General features: G+C 66.7%; 22 protein-coding genes and 1 tRNA gene. 20 read left to right on the top strand and 3 right to left on the bottom strand.

Annotated elements, in window-relative coordinates; translation table 11 throughout:
• The first annotated feature begins 47 nt into the window (after positions 1–47).
• The 3 genes from nusG to rplA all read left to right on the top strand — a co-directional run bounded on the left by nusG (position 48) and on the right by rplA (position 2,371).
• On the top strand, positions 48–959 hold the full coding sequence (nusG, locus tag FB459_RS16105) for a transcription termination/antitermination protein NusG (protein ID WP_168990126.1): 912 nt from the start codon (positions 48–50) through the stop codon (positions 957–959).
• A gap of 97 nt (positions 960–1,056) precedes the next feature.
• Positions 1,057–1,488, top strand: coding sequence for a 50S ribosomal protein L11 (rplK, locus tag FB459_RS16100; RefSeq protein WP_129624539.1), 432 nt, complete (start codon positions 1,057–1,059; stop codon positions 1,486–1,488).
• A 157-nt stretch (positions 1,489–1,645) separates the two neighbouring features.
• Positions 1,646–2,371, top strand: coding sequence for a 50S ribosomal protein L1 (rplA, locus tag FB459_RS16095; RefSeq protein ID WP_129624538.1), 726 nt, complete (start codon positions 1,646–1,648; stop codon positions 2,369–2,371).
• Between the two features lie 228 nt (positions 2,372–2,599).
• On the opposite strand, the gene FB459_RS16090 is transcribed toward rplA, so the two are convergent.
• The gene (locus FB459_RS16090; protein ID WP_141929211.1) at positions 2,600–3,100 is read right to left on the bottom strand and encodes a MarR family winged helix-turn-helix transcriptional regulator; all 501 of its coding nucleotides are present in this window, start codon (positions 3,098–3,100) and stop codon (positions 2,600–2,602) included.
• Positions 3,101–3,164: 64 nt separating this feature from the next.
• Between FB459_RS16090 and FB459_RS16085 the strand changes: the two genes are divergently transcribed.
• From FB459_RS16085 to FB459_RS16075, 3 genes are all read left to right on the top strand, one after another.
• On the top strand, positions 3,165–3,959 hold the full coding sequence (locus FB459_RS16085) for a methyltransferase domain-containing protein (protein ID WP_141929210.1): 795 nt from the start codon (positions 3,165–3,167) through the stop codon (positions 3,957–3,959).
• Positions 3,956–4,315 carry a VOC family protein gene (locus FB459_RS16080; protein ID WP_141929209.1) on the top strand — a complete coding sequence of 120 codons (360 nt, stop codon included), beginning with the start codon at positions 3,956–3,958 and terminating at the stop codon, positions 4,313–4,315. The genes FB459_RS16085 and FB459_RS16080 overlap by 4 nt, the downstream gene beginning before the upstream one ends.
• Before the next feature lie 41 nt (positions 4,316–4,356).
• A tRNA-Gln gene (locus tag FB459_RS16075) sits at positions 4,357–4,435 on the top strand.
• Between the two features lie 120 nt (positions 4,436–4,555).
• On the opposite strand, the gene FB459_RS16070 is transcribed toward FB459_RS16075, so the two are convergent.
• Together FB459_RS16070 and FB459_RS16065 are read right to left on the bottom strand one after the other, a co-directional pair.
• The gene (locus tag FB459_RS16070) at positions 4,556–5,572 is read right to left on the bottom strand and encodes an SPFH domain-containing protein (protein ID WP_141929208.1); all 1,017 of its coding nucleotides are present in this window, start codon (positions 5,570–5,572) and stop codon (positions 4,556–4,558) included.
• A gap of 57 nt (positions 5,573–5,629) precedes the next feature.
• Complete coding sequence (locus FB459_RS16065) at positions 5,630–6,799, bottom strand: CaiB/BaiF CoA transferase family protein (RefSeq protein ID WP_141929207.1); 1,170 nt, start codon at positions 6,797–6,799, stop codon at positions 5,630–5,632.
• 208 nt (positions 6,800–7,007) lie between these two features.
• Between FB459_RS16065 and FB459_RS16060 the strand changes: the two genes are divergently transcribed.
• The 14 genes from FB459_RS16060 (at position 7,008) to eno (ending at position 21,137) form a co-directional block, all read left to right on the top strand.
• Positions 7,008–7,739, top strand: coding sequence for a hypothetical protein (locus tag FB459_RS16060; RefSeq protein WP_141929206.1), 732 nt, complete (start codon positions 7,008–7,010; stop codon positions 7,737–7,739).
• Positions 7,740–7,787: 48 nt separating this feature from the next.
• The gene (locus tag FB459_RS16055; RefSeq protein WP_342771358.1) at positions 7,788–8,018 is read left to right on the top strand and encodes a hypothetical protein; all 231 of its coding nucleotides are present in this window, start codon (positions 7,788–7,790) and stop codon (positions 8,016–8,018) included.
• Positions 7,957–8,229 carry a hypothetical protein gene (locus FB459_RS17470; RefSeq protein ID WP_170221974.1) on the top strand — a complete coding sequence of 91 codons (273 nt, stop codon included), beginning with the start codon at positions 7,957–7,959 and terminating at the stop codon, positions 8,227–8,229. Before FB459_RS16055 ends, FB459_RS17470 begins: the two co-directional genes overlap by 62 nt.
• Before the next feature lie 66 nt (positions 8,230–8,295).
• On the top strand, positions 8,296–8,454 hold the full coding sequence (locus FB459_RS17465) for a hypothetical protein (protein WP_170221973.1): 159 nt from the start codon (positions 8,296–8,298) through the stop codon (positions 8,452–8,454).
• Positions 8,455–8,632: 178 nt separating this feature from the next.
• Positions 8,633–8,878 carry a hypothetical protein gene (locus tag FB459_RS16050; protein ID WP_141929205.1) on the top strand — a complete coding sequence of 82 codons (246 nt, stop codon included), beginning with the start codon at positions 8,633–8,635 and terminating at the stop codon, positions 8,876–8,878.
• A gap of 23 nt (positions 8,879–8,901) precedes the next feature.
• Positions 8,902–9,924: a hypothetical protein gene (locus tag FB459_RS17955; protein WP_246092498.1), complete on the top strand. Its 1,023-nt coding sequence runs from the start codon at positions 8,902–8,904 to the stop codon at positions 9,922–9,924.
• A 509-nt stretch (positions 9,925–10,433) separates the two neighbouring features.
• Entirely contained in the window at positions 10,434–11,882 is a 1,449-nt protein-coding gene (gene glmU / locus FB459_RS16040) for a bifunctional UDP-N-acetylglucosamine diphosphorylase/glucosamine-1-phosphate N-acetyltransferase GlmU (RefSeq protein ID WP_141929204.1), read from the top strand.
• A gap of 4 nt (positions 11,883–11,886) precedes the next feature.
• The gene (locus tag FB459_RS16035) at positions 11,887–12,867 is read left to right on the top strand and encodes a ribose-phosphate diphosphokinase (RefSeq protein WP_141929203.1); all 981 of its coding nucleotides are present in this window, start codon (positions 11,887–11,889) and stop codon (positions 12,865–12,867) included.
• Positions 12,868–13,112: 245 nt separating this feature from the next.
• Positions 13,113–13,814 (top strand): 50S ribosomal protein L25/general stress protein Ctc, encoded by a 702-nt coding sequence (locus tag FB459_RS16030; protein WP_141929202.1) that lies wholly within the window; start codon positions 13,113–13,115, stop codon positions 13,812–13,814.
• A gap of 100 nt (positions 13,815–13,914) precedes the next feature.
• Positions 13,915–14,511: an aminoacyl-tRNA hydrolase gene (pth, locus tag FB459_RS16025; protein ID WP_141929201.1), complete on the top strand. Its 597-nt coding sequence runs from the start codon at positions 13,915–13,917 to the stop codon at positions 14,509–14,511.
• 135 nt (positions 14,512–14,646) lie between these two features.
• Positions 14,647–18,198: a transcription-repair coupling factor gene (gene mfd / locus FB459_RS16020; protein ID WP_141929583.1), complete on the top strand. Its 3,552-nt coding sequence runs from the start codon at positions 14,647–14,649 to the stop codon at positions 18,196–18,198.
• A gap of 60 nt (positions 18,199–18,258) precedes the next feature.
• Positions 18,259–18,771, top strand: a complete 513-nt coding sequence (locus tag FB459_RS16015) for a hypothetical protein (protein WP_141929200.1) — start codon at positions 18,259–18,261, stop codon at positions 18,769–18,771.
• 12 nt (positions 18,772–18,783) lie between these two features.
• A complete protein-coding gene (locus FB459_RS16010) occupies positions 18,784–19,749 on the top strand; it encodes a nucleoside triphosphate pyrophosphohydrolase (protein WP_141929199.1) in 966 nt (321 codons plus the stop codon).
• 101 nt (positions 19,750–19,850) lie between these two features.
• Positions 19,851–21,137 (top strand): phosphopyruvate hydratase, encoded by a 1,287-nt coding sequence (gene eno, locus FB459_RS16005; protein WP_141929198.1) that lies wholly within the window; start codon positions 19,851–19,853, stop codon positions 21,135–21,137.
• The last annotated feature ends 140 nt before the right edge of the window (positions 21,138–21,277 follow it).

Here is a 21,277-nt window from a genome sequence, read left to right as displayed (position 1 = left end):
CGACGTCCGCACCGACGCAAACGAAAACGAATCAAGGAAGCAGGTCCATGACTGAGCAGCACAGCCCTGACGTCGACGCACAGGAGACGGCCGAGTCCGTCGAACTGCCCGACGCTGCCCAGGACGTGACCTCGCCGGCACCGGGTGCCGACGCCGACGACGACCTGCGCGTGGCCGATGCCGAGGACGAGGGCATGCCCGCGTACGCCGACGACGTCGACGGCGAGGGCACCCAGGTTGACGCAGAGGCCGAGGACGCTGCCGTCAAGGCTGACGATGTCGCGGATGCCGAGTCCGAGACTTCCGAGGACGAAGGCGCGGCCGAGGCTACGAAGCCGGCCGTCGACCCGCGCGAGGAGTACATGCGCGAACTGCGTTCGCAGTTCGGCGACTGGTACGTCATCCACTCGTACGCCGGATACGAGAAGAAGGTCAAGGCGAACCTGGAGAACCGCATTCAGAACCTGTCGATGGAGGACTACATCTTCCAGATCGAGGTTCCGATGGAAGACTTCACCGAGATCAAGAACGGCCAGAAGAAGATGGGCACCCGTGTCCGGATGCCCGGATACGTGCTGGTGCGTATGGACCTCACCGACGAGAGCTGGGGCGCGGTGCGCCACACCCCAGGTGTCACCGGGTTCGTCGGCAACGCGCACGCGCCGTCGCCGCTGAACCTCGACGAGGTCGTGACGATGCTGAACCCGACCTTCGAGGAGCCCGAGACCGAGGCCGCCGCAGGTCAGAAGACCGGTGGTGCTGCGAAGAAGGCTGCCACGCCGGCCGAGGTCGACTTCAACGTCGGAGAGTCCGTCACCGTCATGGAAGGTCCCTTCGAGACGCTTCCGGCGACGATCTCCGAAATCAACACCGACACCCAGAAGCTCAAGGTGTTGGTCTCCATCTTCGGCCGCGAAACGCCGGTCGAGCTGGGCTTCAACCAGGTCGCCAAGATCTGAGTCGTCGCTCAACCCCTTGCCCGGGCCTCGGGTGAGGACATGCAACCGGGTCATCGCCCACGGCGTAGGCCCACACTGAAAAGAAAGAGGAAGCTACATGCCTCCCAAGAAGAAGGTCTCCGGCTTCATCAAGCTGCAGATCCAGGCCGGTGCGGCCACCCCGGCTCCGCCCGTCGGCCCGGCCCTCGGTCAGCACGGCGTCAACATCATGGAGTTCGTCAAGGCCTACAACGCCGCGACCGAATCCCAGCGTGGCAACGTCATCCCGGTCGAGATCACGGTCTACGAAGACCGCTCGTTCACCTTCATCACCAAGACCCCGCCCGCCGCTGAGCTGATCAAGAAGGCTGCCGGCGTCGCCAAGGGTTCGGGTGAGCCGCACAAGACCAAGGTCGCCAAGCTGTCCAAGGACCAGGTGCGCGCCATCGCCGAGCAGAAGATGCAGGACCTCAACGCCAACGACATCGACATGGCGTCGCGCATCATCGCCGGCACCGCCCGTTCGATGGGTATCGACGTCGAGTCCTGATCGACCAGCAATAACGTTGTGCAGCAACGGGGCTGACGCGATTTCGCGTCAGCCCCGTTCATGCGCGACAATGGACAGGTTGCCTACTGGCAACAGGTGGTTGGGCCGGCGCTGGTCCGCAGAACCACAACTCCCACATCATTCACGAGGAGCACTCATGAAGCGCAGCAAGAACTACCGCGCGTCCGCGGAGAAGATCGGCGAAGGCTCGGTCTACGCGCCGCTGCAGGCCGTCCGTCTGGCCAAGGACTCGGCGAACACCAAGTACGACTCGACCGTCGAGGTCGCGTTCCGCCTCGGTGTCGACCCGCGCAAGGCCGACCAGATGGTCCGCGGCACCGTCAACCTGCCGCACGGCACCGGTAAGACCGCCCGCGTGCTGGTCTTCGCCAACGGTGACAAGGCGGCCGCTGCTGAGGCTGCAGGCGCCGACTTCGTCGGTTCCGACGACCTCATCGAGAAGGTCGCCGGCGGTTGGACCGACTTCGACGCCGTCGTCGCCACCCCCGACCTGATGGGCAAGGTCGGTCGTCTCGGTAAGGTCCTCGGCCCGCGTGGTCTGATGCCGAACCCGAAGACCGGCACCGTCACCATGGACACCGCGAAGGCTGTCAGCGACATCAAGGGCGGAAAGATCGAGTTCCGCGTCGACAAGCACAGCAACCTGCACTTCATCATCGGCAAGGCATCCTTCGACGAGAAGTCGCTCGTCGAGAACTACGCCGCCGCGCTGGAGGAGATCCTGCGTCTGAAGCCGGCCTCGTCGAAGGGTCGCTACATCACCAAGGCGACCATGTCGACGACGATGGGCCCCGGTATCCCGCTGGACTTCACCAAGACCCGCAACCTCACCTCCGAGGAAGCCACCTCCGAAGAGGCCTGAGCCTGATTCGATCGCTCGACGGCCGTCCACCCGCAGGGTGGGCGGCCGTTTTGTTGTGCGGGGTGTGCTGGGCATATGACTGAACTGCTGGTGCTGGATACCGCTGGTATCTTCCGTGGTCGTTGCCACCCGAAAGGAGCCGGCGAGTTCTTCCGCGTCAACATCGCGACGGAGTTCACCGGTGACGGCTGGTCACCCACGGGTGACCAGCCGCTTCGCCGTAGGTGCTCAGCTTTCGAGGGTTGCCAGCAACCGCTGCAGGCTGGACGCGAGTTGGGTGCGTTCGCGAGCCGGGAGTGCTGCAAGCAGGGCGCGTTCCTGGCAGAGAAGGTCCTCGAAAGCTGCGTCGACGACTTGCCGGCCACGTTCGGTCAGCCGCACCAGGACACCGCGGCGGTCGTTCGGTGCGGGGCGTCGTTCGACGTAACCGCGCCCGGCGAGCCGATCGACCCGGTTGGTCATCGTGCCGCTGGTGACCAGTGTTTGCTGGCCGAGGGCGCCGGGGGAGAGTTCGTAGGGTTCCCCCACTCGGCGCAGCGCCGACAACACGTCGAACTCCCACGCTTCCAACTGGTGAGTGCTGAAAGCAGACGATCGAGCCTGATCGAGGCGGCGTGCCAGGCGCGTGACGCGGGACAGGACAAGAAGCGGGTCGACGTCCAGATCCGGACGCTCGCGACGCCAGGCGTCGACGATGACATCGACCTCGTCGGTGCGCTGGTTGCCCATGGTGCCACCATACTTGATGTAAAGTATCTTGATATCAAGATATTCGATCTGCGAGGGGAAGCCGATGCGCTGGGACGCTGTGCAGTACGAGAAGTTCGATGATCACCGCACTCGCCCGTTCGTCGATCTGTTGAGTCGGATCCCGCTCGCTGACCCGGGTTCCATCGTCGACCTCGGCTGCGGGAACGGGCTGGCCACATTGTCGATGCTCGAACGCTGGCCGGACGCAAGGATCATCGGGATCGACTCCAGTTCGGAAATGCTCGAGCAGGCGCGGGCGCATGACGGCGACGATCGAGTGTCGTGGCTGAATGCCGATGTTGTGCAATGGGATCCGGCTGATGTGTCTGTCGATCTGATCGTCACCAACGCCACGCTCCAGTGGGTGCCGGATCATGCATCTTTGATCGAGCGTTGGCTTGACGCTGCGTCGCAGGGAGCGGTGTTCGCGATGCAGGTGCCCGGGAACTTTGCCGCTGACTCGCATCGGATCATCCGGGAGGTCGTCTCGTCGCATTCACGAGCGCAGGAGCTGACGCCGCTCCTGCGGCACGACCCGGTCCTCGAACCCGAGGAGTATGCGGATCTGCTCTCGACGCCCTGTGGTCACGTGGACGCGTGGGAGACCACCTATGTGCAGATCTTGGATCCCGCTGGAACGCAGGAGAATCCGGTGCTCGAGTGGGTGAAGGGCACGGCGCTGCGTCCGATCCTCGGTGCGCTTCGACCCGACGAGGTCGACCCGTTCCTCGCGAGCCTGGGTAACGAGTTGGCAGTCGCCTACCCGCGTCGCCCGTACGGTGTGCTGTTCCCTTTCCGACGCATCTTCGCGGTCGGCGCGAAAGGCGGTACACGATGACCGTTCTAGGCCTTCATCACGTACAGATCGCTTGCCCCGCAGGGGCGGAGGATCGTCTGCGCGCGTTCTACGGCACCGTGCTGGGTCTGCCCGAGATCCCCAAGCCCCCGGTGCTCGCTGCGCGCGGGGGAGTGTGGTTCCAGGTGGGACCACAGGAGTTGCATTGCGGCGTCGAGGACGGCTTCATTCCCGCGCGCAAAGCGCACCCGTGCTTCCTGGTCGACGACCTGGACGCGATTGCCGCCCGGATCGAAGAGGTCGGCGGCCCAGTGCGGCCGGACACGAACGTCCCGAACGTTCGCCGTTTTCACACCGACGATCCGTGCGGCAATCGGATCGAGATTCAGCAGGTCTGACCTCGTCGGATACCCTGGACGCCGCGCCCGCTCGGGCGCATTCCCCGGTTGCTCTGCTGGCAGGGGCCGCCTGACTTTGAATCAGGATTAGCGACGAAGGTTCGATTCCTTCCCGGGGAGCGCGCGCAGCCAGCGCCGTACACGCCTCACGAGCCCCGCGAGCAAGGCTCGCGAACTGTACAAGTCGCGAGCAATGCACGCGCCGTCCGCGAGATGTGCACGCCTGCCCGTGGAGTAGTCCTACTTCGCCGAGCTCGGCACCACGACGGAAGATCCCGACGACGGCCAGCAGCTGAATCCGGCCGGCGGGGTGAACTTGCCCGACTCCAGCAGGTCGAAGCACTTACTCACCAACACGTTCGGGTCCTTGCTCACCGAGTCGGCGAGCGTCTTGTTCGCCTGAGCCTGTTGCTTGCTGGTCTGCACCGACTGCGCCGCGATTCGCGTCTGAGCCACCTGCGAGAGCAGCGCGTTGACCTTCGACTGGGTATTGGCATCGAAGTGCATCACCGGGATGATCACCGACAACACCTCCACCTGGTCGCCGATCGTGCCACTCATCTCCTTCTGCACCTGCTGCGACAACGCTGCGAGTGCCGGAGCCTGCGAGACGCCGTTCTCGTCGACGGCCAGCGGGTCGTAGGAGTCCATCGCGGTGTTCAGCGCCGAACGCAACTCGCGCACGATGAGCGAGCTGCGAATGTTGCCGAAGTCGCGGTAGTCCTTGAACAACGCCTCCGTCGCCTGCTGCTTGATCCGCCAACGGATCGACACGTCGACGCACGCGGTCGCCTGGTGCGCAATGCGCACCTGCACGCAGGTCGAACCCTTGTCGGACTGTTCGTAGCTGTCGGTCTGGATCGCCGCGTCGATATCAGTGACCTTGTGCCAGGGCGCCTTGAGGTGCAGGCCGTTCGGCAACACGTTGACGGGTTTGCCGAAGCTGGTGACAACGCCGTACTCCTTGGTCGGCACCTGCACCAGGCACGACGAACCTGCCACCAGGAGGGTCAGCAATCCGCACACCGCGCTCGCCGCGAAAGCCATCCGGCTTCGGCTGCGGAGCATTGCGCGTTCGCTGGGCGACTGGTGCTTGATCGGTAGGCTCTTTCGCCGTTCGCCGGCGGCGCGCGGAGCATCATCCGAACCGTCGACCTCATCGGACGCCGATTTCGCTCGCCGACGCAAGCTCAGCCCGACCGCGAGCGCGATGACGGTCAGCAGCGCGAACAGGACGATGAAGATGGTGCTGCCCATCGAAGCCCCCCTTGGTGTGTGGATCTCAGCTGAATCCTGCCTCACGGCCGAGGCAGATCAGTGCTCCCGTGCGGACGAAGGTGGCTGCGCTAGGTCGGGGGGCGGGGATGGGGTGCGAATCCCGCTGCGCGAGAAGCTGATCGGGTGACGCACCTGGCGCGGGTGGTCAGGACCGAGATGGACGGTGGGGTTGAGGCCCAGTTGCTCCGCGAGCTCGATCGCGGAGCCGATGTCGCCGACCTCGCCGGCCGGCACCCCGGCAGCCGTCAGACGCCTCACCCAACCGGATGCAGTGTCGCCTGCGAGTCCGGCTTCAAGTTCGACAACCAGCTCAGCCCGGTGCGCTACCCGGGCGGGGTTGCTCGCAAACCGCGGATCGGTCGCCAGCTCCGGTCGGCCGATCTGCGCCGCCAACCGCGCGAACTGTCCGTCGTTCCCGCACGCAATCGCGATCGAACCGTCCGTGCACCGCAGCGATTCGTACGGTGCGATCGAGGGGTGGGCGTTGCCCATGCGGCCGGGTGAGCGGCCGGTCGTCAGGTAGGAGGACGCTTGGTTCACCAGCGAGCCGAGCAGGCTGGTCAGCAGACTGACCTCCACGAGTTGGCCCCGCCCGCTACGGTGGCGCTCCTGAAGCGCGGCGAGCACTCCGATCACCGCGTCCTTGCCGGTGAGCACGTCGACGAGTGCGACACCGACCTTCGTCGGTTCTCCGTCAGCCGCACCGGTGATGCTCATCAACCCGCCCACGGCCTGCACCAGAAAGTCGTAGCCCGCCATGCGAGCGCCTGCGCCCGAACCGAATCCGGTGATCGAGCAGTAGATCAAACCTGGGTTTTCGGCAGCCAACTGCTCGTACCCGAGACCGAGTCGATCCATCGTCCCGGTCGTGAAATTTTCCACCACAACGTCTGCTTCAAGAGCGAGTTGCCGTGCGATCTCCAGATGAGAGGGGTTCTTCAGATCGAGCACGACGCTCCGCTTGCTGCGATTGACGCTCTCGAAATACGCCGAACCACGTGGCGTCCACGGCGGCCCCCACTGGCGCGTGTCATCGCCCGTGCCCGGACGCTCTATCTTCACCACCTCGGCGCCCAGGTCGGCGAGCATCATCGTGGCCAGCGGTCCAGCAAGCACCCGGCTGAAGTCCGCGACCTTGATGCCCTTGAGCGGTGGGGTGGCGTCGAGCCCGGTCGTCGGCCTGGGGGAATCGTCCAACTCACTCATGCTGTCCTCCACGCGTTCGGTCTCGGAGTGTCAGCCTGCCGCAGACATGCCGGTCGACGCGAACCGGCGGAGGGTGGCCGAAGTGCCACCCGGACGGGTGCCTCCCCCGGCCGACGCGGCCTGCGCCGCGCCAATAGGCTCGCGAGCGACCGGACGCGTGAGCCGGGCAGGTAGTGGCAGGTGTGGCAGGTGGTGGCAGGTGGTGGCAATGAACTCGAAATCTTCCGCGCGCGCGCTCGACCAAGATCCGCCCGATGACCGAAGCGGCGGCGAGCACCGCATCCCACCGGCGCTCGCGGTCGTGCTCGCGGCGGTCGCTTACGCCACCTTGCCCAGTAAAATCCGCTTCGGGCCGCGCCTGGTCGTGCCCGGCCTCGAACTGCTGCTGCTCATGGCGCTGCTTTGGACCAATCCGTTGCGGATGAACCGGCACACCCGCTTGTCCAGAGCCGTCTCGGTGGTCCTTGCCTGCCTGATCATCGCCGCGAATTTGACCGGCCTCGGTCTGCTGCTCGCCACGCTGCCCGACGAAAAGGCGTCCGGCACTGCCCTGCTCATCGGCGGCATGCAGGTGTGGTTGACCGGCGTCATCGGCTTCGCCCTTTTGTACTGGGAACTCGACCGCGGTGGGCCGGTAGCGAGACGGCGGGTGACGCGCGAGGAACTCCCGCCCGCCGACTGGCGCTTCTCTCAGGACGAGAACCGGGAGACGGTCGCTGAAGTGCGCGCCTCGTCGAGCGAGACCGCAGGTTGGATGCCCACCTTCGTCGACTACGCCTACATGTCCCTCACCAACTCCAGCGCATTCAGCCCGACCGACACGATGCCGTTGTCGGCGCGGGCGAAATGTCTGATGGGTCTGCAGGCATCGGCCGCGTTGTTCACCAGCCTGCTGGTTGTGGCCCGGGCCGTCGGATCACTCGGCGGCGGGGGCGGCTGAGCGGGGTCACCGTCTGCCTCGGGGAGGTAGCGCGACCGCGTCGTCCCGGTGGTGCAGCAGACCTGGCCCGACGCGGTCATCGCCGACCACGACGAGATCAAGGGCACCGGCCGCGCCGCCGAGTGCGCGCTGGAGGCGTTGCCCGCCGACCTGGACGGCACCGTGATCGTCACCTACGGCGACATCCCGCTGCTGACCACCCAGACCCTGCTGCACCTTGAACGACGCCCTCGACCAGGTGCGCGAGGTCCGTGCCGCGCTCGACCACCGGCAGGCTGAAGCGACCGCGCTACGCGTGTCGAACCCGCTCGCTGAACGCACCGCCCGAGACGTGACCGTCGCGACCCTCGCCGCGCTCACGCCCGACGATGACCCGTTCGGGCTCGCGCCCGTTCGTGCCGAGCATGGCCGCATCGTGCGTGACCTCGACCCGGCATCGATCGGCCTGTCGACGTGCTCGTATCCCGACCCCGCCACGGGTCGACCCTGAGCCGCTGACCGGCCGCGCCGTCTCCTCCCGGTGCGCGGCCGGTCAGCCCAACCGAAGGAACCACCCATGACCGACCCGACCGCAGCCGCTGAACTCGCAGCGTTGCCGTACTACGTCCGAGCGCACGTCCAGATAATGCGCGGGTGCTTCGTGTGGACGGGTGCCATGACCGGGCCCGACGCGTCGCAGCCCCGCGCATGGATCCCGAGCTTCGCCGGCTCGTGACCTTCTCGCGCCACGTCTTCGAACTCACCCGGGGCCGACCCGTCGACCGCGCCCTTGTCGTCCTCCGACGTTGCGGCAACCCGCGATGCGTCCGACCTCGGCACCTCGTGACCGCTTGGCGTGGCGAGCACCGGGCACCGATCATCGTCGGTCGTGCGTTGGCCGGAAGGTGGCCGTCGTGACCGCATCGACGCTGACCGAGTCGCAGCAACGCGCCGCCGAGATGCTTGCCGTTGGTGGCGACCCGGAATCCGTTGCCGTCGCCGTGGGCGTGTCCGCGCGGACGCTGCGACGGTGGCGGGCCATGCCCGAGTTCGCCGAAGCGATCGGAATTGCTGCCGCTGACACGTTCGCCGAAGCCCGAACGGCCGTGCTCGGTGCCGCCGTTGCCGTAACGACAACCGCCCGCGCGCAATCGAACTGATCCTGGCGACGAGAACCCACCCGGTGGCCAGGCTCAGGGTCAGCGAGACCGACCTGCTCCCGCGGCACGGAATGCGTGGTGTTCCGGCTGTGGTCCACGGTCCGGTCGCCGACGGCGGCTGGGTCAGCATCACGACCGAAGCCGGTGTGCTTCCGGTGGCCGGAGCGGTGCAGCCGCTTCGCCGCTGGAGTTCGCTCGGCGACGAGGGAACCGCCGGAGTGGGTCGTCGTGTCGGGCGTCCCTCACGCGTCGTCGATGCCTTGGTTCAGGTGGTGATGTTCGGGCTCGGCGTGGCCGTTCTGGGGTTCAGCGTGCAGGATCTGAGTCCGTCGTGGGACGCCGCCCATGGGCGCGGTGTGCCTGGTCACTTCACCGTGACGTCCGCGGAGTGTGGCGGTAGGGGCGGGTGCATGTATCTGGGCACCTTTCGCAGCACTGACGGCAGGTACACGTTCTCCGACGTCGAGTTGGTGGGAGATTCGGGAAAGGTCGGCGATTCGGTCCCCGTTCTGTACGAAGGGGACGGTGAAACGCCGTACGCCGTCTACGCGCGCGGCTGGTCCGCCTTCGTCGGGACAATGTTCCTCGCCGTCGTCAGCCTGGCGATGATCGGCGAATCGATCCGCCGGGTGCTGACCTGGCGGCGTCGACCGTCCGGACGGCAGAAGGCCGCCCTGGAGAAGTTCGCCGGTCAGAAGATGACCACCGGCGACCAGGCCAAGGCTTTCGCCGACCAGTACATCCTCGTCCACATGAACACTCAGTCGAACAACAAGACCTACGAAGAGGTCAGCGGCGAGTACATGAAGGCCAACAAGTCGGCCCCGAACGCCGAAGAGACCAAGAAGCTCGGCGAACTGCGCCAGTCGCTGTTCATGGGCAACACCCTGCGCGGCATGCTGCTGAACGCCTACGCCTTCGGCACCATGGCCAAGGTCGCCCTGTGGGCCGCGATCGGCGCCTTCCTCGGAGCGCTCGTGTTCCTGGTGCTGGCCCTGATGGGTCTGCGTCACGCCAAGCGCGTCGCGCGTCCGGCCACCGCCTGATCAGCAGGACGCCGAACGGTCCGGCCCCCCACTCGGGGGCCGGACCGTTACTCATTGTTCGAGGATGCCTGGTCCGTCTCTTCGCCTGATGCAGTGCGGTCCGTGGTTCCGTAGTCTCGCGGACCTTCGTGCGGCTCGTGTCCCGAGTCGGCTGCTGACGGGGTACCTTCCTCGGTTCCCGGAGTCTGGTCGGCGCCGGCGTCCGGCACCGCCATCGAGGTCTCCGAGATCTGGCCATCGTTGTCGCTGGACACCATGTCTGCTCCTGTTCGTCGGTCGGTCCAGCCAACTACATCGACCGGCACAGATGTGCTCGCGCAGACACTCCGATCGCTGCCTGGCTGCAGAAATCGAAGAAGTCCTTGCACGAACGACCGGGATGCCGACTCCACTCGCTGCGTGATCGGGCATGACCCGACCGACCGAGCGCGAACGAACGGCAGGTGACGGAGCGGTAGCATCGGCCTCGGAACGACACCACCCTCCCGACCGCATTCAGGAGTCTCCGCGTGCGCGCACCCCTTGCAGCCGTCATTGTCATGTCCGCCGGTGACGGCACTCGGATGAAGTCGAACATCAACAAGGCTCTGCACCGCATCGGTGGACGCACCCTCGTCGGTCACGCGGTGAGCGCGGCTTCCGGTGCGGGCGCCGAGCACGTCGCCGTCGTGGTCCGGGCTCAGGGCGAGAAGGTCGCCGCCGCAGCTCGTGAGGCTCTGCCCGAGATCGTGGTCGCGTTCCAGGACGACATCTACGGCACGGGGCGCGCAGCCGAGTGTGGTCTGCTGGCGCTCCCGGAACACCTGCACGGCACCGTCATCGTGACCACCGGTGACACCCCGTTGCTCGAGGCCGGCACGCTCCGCCGCCTGGCCGACACCCACGCCGACAACGACGCCGCCGTCACCGTGATCTCCGGAATCCTCAGCGACGCAACGGGATACGGGCGAATCGTGCGCGATGAGTCCGGCGACGTCGTCGCGATCGTCGAGCACAAGCAGTGCACCCCGGAGCAGTTGGAGATCCGTGAGTTCAACTCGGGCATCTTCGCCTTCGACGCCGATCTGCTGCGAGAGGCGCTCGCGAGCCTCGGGATCAACGAAGCCGCGGGGGAGAAGTACCTGACCGACGTCGTCGAGTTCGCCGTCTCCCGGGGGCGGCGCGTGATCGCCGACGTGCTGACCGACCTCGTCCAGGCCGAAGGCGTCAACGACAAGGCCCAGCTGGCCAAGCTCGGCCGCGAACTCAACCGCCGCCTGCTCGACAAGCTGATGCGCGAGTCGGGTGCGATCGTGGTCGATCCCGAGTCCACCTGGATCGACGCGGACGTCACCGTCGGACGCGACACCGTGATTCACCCCGGCTGTCAGTTGCAGGGCGCCACCACCGTCGGCGAGAACTGCGAGATCGGTCCGGACACCACGCTCAAGGACGCCGAGGTCGGTGACGGCGCCAGCGTCGTCCGTGCGCATGTCGACCTCGCGGTGATCGGCGCGGACGCCACCGTCGGTCCGTACTCCTATCTGCGTCCGGGCACCGAACTGGGCACCGGCGGCAAGATCGGCGGGTTCGTCGAGACCAAGAACGCCAAGATCGGTGACGGCGCCAAGGTGCCGCACCTGACCTACTGCGGCGACGCGACGATCGGTAAGGGCGCCAACATCGGGGCGGGCACGATCTTCGCCAACTACGACGGAGTGGCCAAGCACCACACGAACGTCGGGGCGCACAGCTTCGTCGGATCCGACTCGGTGCTGATCGCGCCGGTCACCATCGGCGACGGCGCGTACGTCGGTGCCGGTTCCGCGGTCGAGAAGGACGTCGAGCCCGGACAGATCGCGGTGGCCCGCGGACGCCAGCGCAACATCGACGGTTGGGTGGAGCGCCGCCGTGCCGGAACCAAGACGGACAAGGCTGCCAGGGCCGCCCGTGCACGCAGCACCAGTGAAGGGAACTGAACACATGAGCGGAATGAAGGCCACCACCGAGAAGAACCTGATGGTCTTCTCCGGCCGTGCTCACCCCGCGCTGGCGCAGGCGGTCGCCGACTCGCTCGGCACGACGCTCGTGCCGACCGAGGCGCGCGACTTCGCCAACTCCGAGACCTACGTGCGATTCGACGAATCGGTCCGTGGCTGCGACGCGTTCGTCATCCAGTCGCACACCGCACCGATCAACCACAACATCATGGAGCAGCTGATCATGGTGGACGCGCTCAAGCGCGCCTCCGCCAAGCGCATCACGGTGATCACGCCGTTCTACGGCTACGCCCGCCAGGACAAGAAGTCCCGGGGTCGTGAGCCGATCAGTGCGCGTCTGATGGCCGACATGTTCAAGGTCGCCGGAGCGCACCGTCTCATGGCGGTCGACCTGCACACCGACCAGATCCAGGGCTTCTTCGACGGTCCGGTCGACCATCTGCAGGCGCTGCCGATCCTCACCGATTACGTCGGCAAGAAGTACGAGGGCGAGGACCTCGCGGTCGTCTCCCCGGACGCCGGCCGCATCAAGGTCGCCGAACAGTGGAGCAAGCGTCTCAACGGGGCGCCGCTGGCGTTCATCCACAAGACGCGCGACGTCACGCGTCCGAACCAGAGTGTCGCCAACCGGGTGATCGGAAAGGTCGAGGGCCGCACCTGCGTGCTGGTCGACGACATGATCGACTCCGGCGGCACCATCTGCAACGCGGCCGAGGCTCTCATGAACGACGGGGCGGCCGGCGTGATCATCGCGGCTACGCACGCCATCTTCTCCGGTCCCGCGGTGGAGCGACTGCGGGACTCGGTGGCCCGCGAGGTCGTCGTCACCGACACCCTGCCGATCACCCCGGAGAAGCAGTTCGACAAGCTCACGGCGCTGTCGATCGCGCCGTTGCTGTCCGAGGCGATCCACCAGGTGTTCGAGGACGGCTCGGTCACCTCGATGTTCGACGGACTCGGCTGACCGATCGTATTTGGGCGTATTTGGCGGGTGCGGGCCGCGCCCGTAGGATGGTCGGCGTTGCCTCGGCGAGGGACGTCGCGTGCGTATGCAGGCGGTCCGTGATCGACGCGGTGGAATCCGCTCCATCGAGCAGTGCTCGACGTCGAGCCTTCTACCCGTAGCGTCACGGAACCCACCTGTGTCCCGCGCGAGCTTCCCGTGCCGAGGGGACGACCCTCATCCCGACTCCCGCTAAGGAACAGATCATGGCCAAGGAAATCAGCCTCCGCCTCGAGGCGAAGGACCGTACCGAGTTCGGCAAGGGCGCGGCTCGCCGCATCCGTCGCGCCGACCAGATCCCGGCCGTCATCTACGGCCACGGCGCCGACCCCGTGCACATCACCCTTCCGGGCCACGCCACGATGCTCGCGCTGAAGAACCCGAACGCCGTTCTGACCATCGTGATGCCGAACGGTGAGGAGCAGCTCGCTCTCGCCAAGGACGTCCAGCGTGAGGTGCTGCGTCCGTTCATCGAGCACATCGATCTGGTCACCGTCCGCAAGGGCGAGAAGGTCACCATCGACGTCCCCGTGCACGTCGAGGGCGAGGCTGCTGTCGAGACCAACGTCATCGTCGAGAACAGCGTCCTGTCGGTCGAGGCCGACGCGCTGGCCATCCCGGAGTCGTTCACCGTCTCCGTCGAGGGTCTCGAGGCCGGCTCGCAGATCCTGGCCAAGGACGTCGAGCTCGGTTCGGGCGTCACCCTGATCGCCGACGAGGAACTGCTCGTCGTCAACGTCACCCAGCAGGTCTCCGCCGAAGCTCTGGAAGCCGAGCTTGCCGAGGCCGAGGCCGAGGCCGGCATCGAGCACGAGGAGTCCGACGAGGAGGCCGCCGAGGGCGAGTCCACCGAGGGCGAGGGCGAAGAGAAGTCCGAGGACGAGGGCGACAAGGGCGAGGACGCCTGACCTTCACCTCATCAGCTGCGGCCCGGGTATCCACTGGACGCCTGGGCCGCAGTGCATTTCGGGTGCGCGTTCGGCGCTCCCCACCCACCCGGCATACTGACTGCCCGTGGAACCTTGGCTCATTGTCGGACTCGGCAACCCCGGCCCCGGATACGCCGGCAACCGGCACAACGTCGGCGTCATGGTGATCGAGGAGATCGCCCGACGCACCGGCTCCACCCTCAAGGCGCACAGGGCGCAGGCCCTCGGTGCGTCCGTGCGTCTCCCGCAGCCCTCCGGTGCTCCTGGTGGTCCGGCCGCGATCATCGCCCGTCCGACGACGTACATGAACGTGTCCGGCGGCCCGGTCAAGTCACTGATGAACTTCTTCAAGGTGCCGGTCGAGAAGCTGGTCGTGATCCACGACGAACTGGACATCGACTTCGCCGACGTGCGCCTGAAGAAGGGTGGCGGTGAAGGCGGGCACAACGGATTGCGTTCGATATCAAGCGCATTGGGCACCAAGGACTACCTGCGGGTGCGCGTCGGTATCGGCCGACCGCCCGGACGACAGGATGTCGCCGGCTTCGTGCTGAAAGATTTCAACGCCACCGAGAAGAAGGAACTGCCCTTCCTCATCGACGATGCAGCGGACGCCACACAGACCTTGGTCGACCTCGGGCTCGCCGACGCGCAGAACAAGGTCCACGCACGCTGAGCCGGCCGTTCCGGGCTGCCTGTTCACCCGGCTGACAGGCGTAGAATGGGTGCTCCACCCCTGGTCATTTCCTGATCCGGGGCGTTCTGTGTTGTCTGCCCGAAGGGTCCCCACGCTGTGAGTGCGCTGCAACCGATGCTCGACCTGCTCGCTCAGGACGAGGGGGTCAAGCGAGTTCTGGGTCATCGCGGCAACGCGAACATGGTCGACATCGCATCGGCACCCGGCCTGCGTCCGCCGTTGCTCGCGCTGATGAACACGACCGGCGCGCGGACGCCGCTGCTCGTCGTGACCGCCACCGGCCGTGACGCGGGCGACATGGTGACCGCGCTGCGTGGCCTGATCGGCGCGGACAAGGTCGCAGAGTTCCCCAGTTGGGAGACCCTCCCGCACGAGCGGCTGAGCCCACGCTCTGACACCGTCGGACGCCGATTGGCCGTTCTGCGCCGGCTCTCGCACCCCGACCAGAACGACGTCACTCACGGAGCCCTCGACGTCGTGGTCGCGAGCGTGCGGGCGGTCATGCAACCCATCGCCAAGGGCCTGGGCGACCTCGTGCCGGTGAGCCTTGTCGCCGGTCAGGACGCCGAACTCGAGGACGTCGTCAAGGCGCTCGTCGACGCGGCGTACACCCGCACCGACCTGGTCGAACGCCGTGGCGAGTTCGCGGTGCGCGGAGGCATCCTGGACGTCTTCCCGCCCACCGAACAGCACCCGTTGCGCGTCGACTTCTTCGGGGACACGGTCGATGAGATCCGTTGGTTCAAGGTCGCCGACCAGCGTTCGATGGAGATCGCCGAACAGGGACTGTGGGCGCCGCCGTGCCGTGAACTGCTGCTCACCGACGACGTACGCGAGCGGGCCTCGGTGCTCGCCAAGCAGTTGCCCGGTGTCGCCGACATGCTGCACAAGGTCGCCGAGGGCATCTCGGTCGAGGGCATGGAGTCACTGTCGCCGATCCTGCTGGGCGACAAGATGGAGACCATGCTCGACGTGCTGCCGCAGGGCACTCACGTCGTGCTGTCCGACCCCGAACGCGTCCGTACCCGTGCACACGACCTCGTCGCGACCAGCAACGAGTTCCTGGAGGCCAGCTGGTCCAACGCCGCTGCCGGCAACGTGATCCCGGTCGACCTGCAGAGCGTGCTCGGCACCGCGTCCTACTGGTCCTTGGTCGAACTGCGCGACCACGCCCTCGATCACGGACTGCCGTGGTGGTCCATGTCGTCGTTCGCGACGGATGAGGAACTCACCGAGTTCAGCGAGGACGAGATGCCGGGGGAGCGGGTCACGATCCGCACCGAGGAGGTGCCGCAGTACCGCAGCGACACCGAGGCCGCCATCGCCGATATCCGCGCCTGGGCGGCAGCGGGTCTGCGGACACTGATCCTCACCGACGGTCCGGGGCTTGCCAAACGCGTCCGCGAATTGCTGATCGAACACGAGGTGCCGCTCGACGAGCACCTCACCGAGGGACGCGTCACGACCGCTGTGGCTACCCTCGGGCGTGGATTCGCGCTGCCGTCAAGCGAATTCGTGTTGGTCACCGAGTCCGACCTGATCGGTTCGAACCAGCCCGGAGGCGGTTCCACCAAGGACATGCGCCGCATGCCGTCGCGTCGACGCAACCAGGTCGACCCGCTGCAACTTCGCCCAGGAGACTTCGTCGTCCACGAACAACACGGTGTCGGCAAGTTCGTCGAGATGATGCAGCGCACTGTCGGCGGCGCGACCCGCGAGTACCTCGTGCTGGAGTACGCGCCGTCCAAGCGCAACCAGCCCGGGGACCGGTTGTTCGTCCCGACCGACCAACTCGACCAGATCACCCGGTACGTCGGCGGCGAGGCGCCCACCCTCAACAAGATGGGCGGATCTGACTGGCAGACAACCAAATCAAGGGCGCGTCGACACGTCCGTCAGATCGCCGGCGAACTGATCCGGCTCTACTCGGCACGCATGGCCACCCCCGGCCACGCATTCGCCACGGACACCCCGTGGCAGCGCGAACTGGAGGACGCGTTCGCGTTCGTCGAGACGCCCGACCAGCTGTCGTCGATCGACGAGGTCAAGGCCGATATGGAGAAGACCGTGCCGATGGACCGCCTGATCTGCGGCGACGTCGGCTACGGAAAGACCGAGATCGCCGTCCGCGCCGCGTTCAAGGCGATCCAGGACGGCAAGCAGGTCGCTGTGCTCGTGCCGACGACGCTCTTGGTCAAGCAGCACTTCAGCACCTTCTCCGAGCGGTACGCCGGCTTCCCGGTCACCGTCAAGGCACTCTCGCGTTTCCAGAGCGACAAAGAAGCGCGCGAGGTCATCGACGGATTGGCAAGTGGCGCAGTCGATCTCGTGATCGGTACACACCGGTTGCTCAGCAAGGAGATCCAGTTCAAGGATCTCGGTCTGGTTGTGGTCGACGAGGAGCAGCGCTTCGGGGTCGAGCACAAGGAGCAGCTCAAGCAGATGCGGACGGCGGTCGACGTGCTCGCGATGTCGGCCACGCCGATCCCCCGAACGCTCGAGATGGCGGTCACCGGGATCCGTGAGATGTCCACGCTCGCAACGCCGCCCGAGGAGCGGCACCCGGTGCTGACCTTCGTCGGTGCCTACGACGAGAAACAGATCGTCGCCGCGATCCGACGTGAACTGATGCGCGAGGGACAGGTCTTCCTGGTCCACAACAAGGTGCAGACGATCGAGAAGGCCGCCTCTCGACTGCGCGAGCTCGTGCCCGAGGCCCGCATCGGTACCGCCCACGGAAAAATGTCCGAGAACCGTCTCGAGGACGTCGTCGTCGACTTCTGGGAGCGGCGCCTCGACGTACTCGTCTGCACCACGATCGTCGAGACCGGGCTCGACATCTCCAACGCCAACACCCTGATCGTCGAACGCTCCGACGTCCTCGGTCTGTCCCAGCTGCACCAGTTGCGTGGACGCGTCGGACGCGGGCGCGAGCGCGCGTACGCCTACTTCCTCTACCCGACCGAGAAACCGCTCACCGAAACTGCGCACGACCGGTTGCAGACCATCGCACAGCACACCGACCTCGGGGCCGGCATGCAGGTGGCGATGAAGGACCTCGAGATCCGTGGCGCGGGAAACCTGCTCGGCGGCGAACAGTCGGGCCACATCGCGGGCGTCGGGTTCGACCTGTACGTCCGCATGGTCGGTGAGGCCGTCGCCGATTTCCGCGGGGACGAACCCGATCGCGGCCCGGCCGAGATCAAGATCGAACTCCCGGTCGATGCCCACCTGCCGCACGACTACGTGCCCGGGGAGCGGCTGCGTCTGGAGGCGTACAAGAAGCTCGCGACGGTCACCACCGAGGACGAACTCGCCGAGATCGCAGAGGAACTCCTCGACCGTTACGGTGCACCGCCCGAGCCCGTGCAGCACCTGCTCGAGGTCGCACGACTGCGCGTCCTGGCCCGTCAGGCAGGTATCGGCGACGTAGGGACGCAGGGCAAGTTCATCCGGTTCGGTCCGGTGGAGTCGCTTCCGGAGAGCCGGCAGCTGCGGCTCGAGCGGCTGTACAAGGGCGCGAAGCTCAACCCGGCACTGAAGACCATCCTGGTGCCGGCGCCGATGACCAGCCCGGTCGGCGGCAAGCCGGTGCGCAACACCGAAGTGCTGCAGTGGGCCGCGCACCTCATCCGCAGCATCCTGCTGGACGACCCCAAGGGCTGATCGGTGCAATCACACCTTCGTGGCAAGATGAACCCGCTCGATCATCCCGGAGAGGAACCCATGTCTCGTCGCACGATGCGCGTCACCACCGCTGTTGCAGCTCTGGCTGTCGCGACCGCACTTTCCGGGTGCGGCACGTCCCCCGGCACTGCCGCCAGTTACCAGGGCGAGAAGGTCACCACCGAACAGGTGCAGGACGCGGTCACCGACATCACCAAGGAAGCACCGAGCTCCAACTTCGACGGCACGTCCGCCGCTGTGTTCATGGTGCTCGGTCCGCAGATGGAACAGATCGCCAAGAAGTACGGCGTCTACTCCTCGATCGATGCCGCGAAGGCAGCGTTCAAGACCGTCAAGGACCCTTCGCAGTCCGCGATCCGCACCGTCCAGGGAAGCATGCACTTCTCCAATCTGCGTGAGTCCCAGCAGGGCGGCCCCGCGCTGCAGAAGCTGTTCAAGGACGCCGACGTGAAGCTCAACCCGCGCTACGGCACGTGGAAGAAGGGCGAGGGTCCGGTCTCCCAGACCGGCAACTGGATCAAGCAGGTCGCACCGCAGGAGCAGGCGCGCTGATCGGGCAACCCGGTGCCCGGTGACAACACCGGCAGCCTGACGCTGCTGGTCACGAGTCCGCGTGTCCCGGCCGGCGTGCTGACGCGAGACGCCTGGCGTGCACTCGACGACGCCGACCTCGTGCTGGCCGCCTCGGTCGACGACCCGGTGGCGAGCGCGATCGCGAGCTCCGGTGTCGCCGTCGAGCATGCACAGACCGCATCGACGATGGAGCTCGGTCGCGAGCTCGCGCAGCGCGCAGTCGGGCAGAAGGTCGTCTGGATCGTCTCCCCGGACGGAGATCCCGGGCTCACCGATGCCCTCGCCGGCGAACTGACCCGGGCGGCCGATCCTGCCCCGGTCGAGATGCTCGTCGGCTCGTGGGACCAACCCGGCGCTCGCCTTGCCGATGCCGTGGCCGTGATGGACACCCTTCGCTCGCCCGGCGGTTGTCCCTGGGATGCGCAGCAGACCCACGAGTCCCTGGCCAAATACCTGCTGGAGGAAGCTCACGAGGCCGTCGAGGCCATCGACTCCGCGGATCGAACACATCTGCGCGAGGAACTCGGCGACGTCCTGCTGCAGGTGCTGTTCCACTCCCGTATCGCCGCCGACGACCCGGACGACCCTTGGGACATCGACGACGTCGCAGCAGGCTTGGTGGACAAGCTGATTCGGCGTCACCCCCACGTTTTCGCCGACGGGGACGCGTCCACGCCCGAAGAGGTCGAGGCGGCCTGGGAGCAGATCAAGGCGGCGGAGAAGGCCGAGCGTGCGGACAGTGAGACGCCGCTGCTCGAAGGCATCCCCAAGTCGCTGTCGACCCTCATCGTGGCCGACAAGGTGCTCGCGCGTCGCGAGCGCGCCGGTCACCAGGATGTGCCCACGGGCGACGGAATCGGCGACCGGCTGCTCGCTCTCGTGGCTCGGGCGCGCGCCGAGGGCGTCGACGCCGACCAGGCTCTGCGGATCGCCGTCCGCCGCCTCGCTTCCGGCTGAGCCGGCTGCCACAGGCATCGAGCCTGTCGCTACCTGCCCGTACAACCGCACGCCGCTAGGGTGGAGTCGTATCCGTGACTTCCATAGTTCAGGAGCCTGTCTTGGCCAGCATTGACGCCATCATCGCCCGCGAGATCCTCGATTCCCGCGGCAACCCGACCGTCGAGGTGGAGGTCGTCCTGGACGACGGCGCCCTCGGCCGCGCTGCGGTCCCGTCCGGAGCGTCCACCGGTCAGTTCGAGGCCGTCGAGCGCCGCGACGGGGACAAGAAGCGTTACCTCGGCAAGGGTGTCGAGGACGCCGTCGACTCCGTCGTCGAGCAGCTTGCGCCGGCCCTGCTCGGTTACGACGCCGACGAGCAGCGCCTCATCGACACCGAGATGATCGAACTGGACGGCACCCCCAACAAGGGCAAGGTCGGCGCGAACGCGATCCTCGGCGTCTCGCTCGCGGTCGCCAAGGCGGCAGCGGAGTCGGCCGGCCTGCCACTGTTCCGTTACGTGGGCGGCCCGAACGCCCACGTGCTGCCGGTCCCGATGATGAACATCCTCAACGGTGGAGCGCACGCCGACTCCAATGTCGACATCCAGGAGTTCATGATCGCCCCGATCGGCGCCGACTCCTTCCGTGAGGGTCTGCGCTGGGGTACCGAGGTCTACCACGCCCTCAAGAAGGTGCTGCACGACAAGGGGCTGTCCACCGGCCTCGGCGACGAGGGCGGCTTCGCCCCCAACCTGGAGTCCAACCGCGCCGCACTCGACCTCATCATCGAGGCGATCAAGGCCGCCGGTTACGAGCCGGGTAAGGACATCGGGCTCGCGCTCGACGTCGCGGCCAGCGAGTTCGGCGACAAGAAGGGCTACACCTTCGAGGGCAAGAAGAAGTCCTCGAAGGACATGATCAAGTACTACGCCGAGTTGGTCGACGCGTACCCGCTGGTCTCGATCGAGGACCCGCTGGACGAGGAGGACTGGGACGGCTGGGCGGCCATGACCGCCGAACTCGGCGACAAGGTGCAGCTGGTCGGCGACGACCTGTTCGTCACCAACCCCGAGCGCCTGCAGCGCGGTATCGACACCGACACCGCGAACGCGCTGCTGGTGAAGGTCAATCAGATCGGCTCGCTCACCGAGACGCTGGATGCCGTCGACCTGGCCCACCGCAGCGGCTACCGCTGCATGATGAGCCACCGCAGCGGTGAGACCGAGGACGTCACGATCGCCGACCTCGCCGTCGCCACCAACTGCGGCCAGATCAAGACCGGCGCTCCGGCCCGTTCCGACCGCGTCGCGAAGTACAACCAGCTGTTGCGCATCGAGGAGGAGCTGGACGACGCCGCGAGGTACGCCGGCGCCGCCGCCTTCCCGCGTTTCGCCAAGAAGAAGTGATGAACCGGCTCGGGCGTCGTTCGCGGCGCCCGAGCCGAGTCACACCCTGACCCGACCGACCCAGAGATTCGACGAAAGTTGTTCCGATGACTCGCGATTCGCGACCCGCCGGTCGAAACACCGGCCGTGACCGCGGTAGG

This window comes from Yimella lutea, from assembly GCF_006715095.1.
GTDB lineage: Bacteria > Actinomycetota > Actinomycetes > Actinomycetales > Dermatophilaceae > Yimella > Yimella lutea.
This window is presented reverse-complemented; position numbering and strand designations above follow the sequence as displayed.

Bases quoted from the DNA above. Each gene is read 5' to 3' on its own strand.
- nusG (WP_168990126.1), top strand. From the start codon at position 48: ATGACTGAGCAGCACAGCCCTGACGTCGACGCACAGGAGACGGCCGAG.
- rplK (WP_129624539.1), top strand. From the start codon at position 1,057: ATGCCTCCCAAGAAGAAGGTCTCCGGCTTCATCAAGCTGCAGATCCAG.
- rplA (WP_129624538.1), top strand. From the start codon at position 1,646: ATGAAGCGCAGCAAGAACTACCGCGCGTCCGCGGAGAAGATCGGCGAA.
- FB459_RS16090 (WP_141929211.1), bottom strand. From the start codon at position 3,100: ATGGGCAACCAGCGCACCGACGAGGTCGATGTCATCGTCGACGCCTGG.
- FB459_RS16085 (WP_141929210.1), top strand. From the start codon at position 3,165: ATGCGCTGGGACGCTGTGCAGTACGAGAAGTTCGATGATCACCGCACT.
- FB459_RS16080 (WP_141929209.1), top strand. From the start codon at position 3,956: ATGACCGTTCTAGGCCTTCATCACGTACAGATCGCTTGCCCCGCAGGG.
- FB459_RS16070 (WP_141929208.1), bottom strand. From the start codon at position 5,572: ATGGGCAGCACCATCTTCATCGTCCTGTTCGCGCTGCTGACCGTCATC.
- FB459_RS16065 (WP_141929207.1), bottom strand. From the start codon at position 6,799: ATGAGTGAGTTGGACGATTCCCCCAGGCCGACGACCGGGCTCGACGCC.
- FB459_RS16060 (WP_141929206.1), top strand. From the start codon at position 7,008: ATGAACTCGAAATCTTCCGCGCGCGCGCTCGACCAAGATCCGCCCGAT.
- FB459_RS17465 (WP_170221973.1), top strand. From the start codon at position 8,296: ATGACCGACCCGACCGCAGCCGCTGAACTCGCAGCGTTGCCGTACTAC.
- FB459_RS16035 (WP_141929203.1), top strand. From the start codon at position 11,887: ATGAGCGGAATGAAGGCCACCACCGAGAAGAACCTGATGGTCTTCTCC.
- FB459_RS16030 (WP_141929202.1), top strand. From the start codon at position 13,113: ATGGCCAAGGAAATCAGCCTCCGCCTCGAGGCGAAGGACCGTACCGAG.
- mfd (WP_141929583.1), top strand. From the start codon at position 14,647: ATGCTCGACCTGCTCGCTCAGGACGAGGGGGTCAAGCGAGTTCTGGGT.
- FB459_RS16015 (WP_141929200.1), top strand. From the start codon at position 18,259: ATGTCTCGTCGCACGATGCGCGTCACCACCGCTGTTGCAGCTCTGGCT.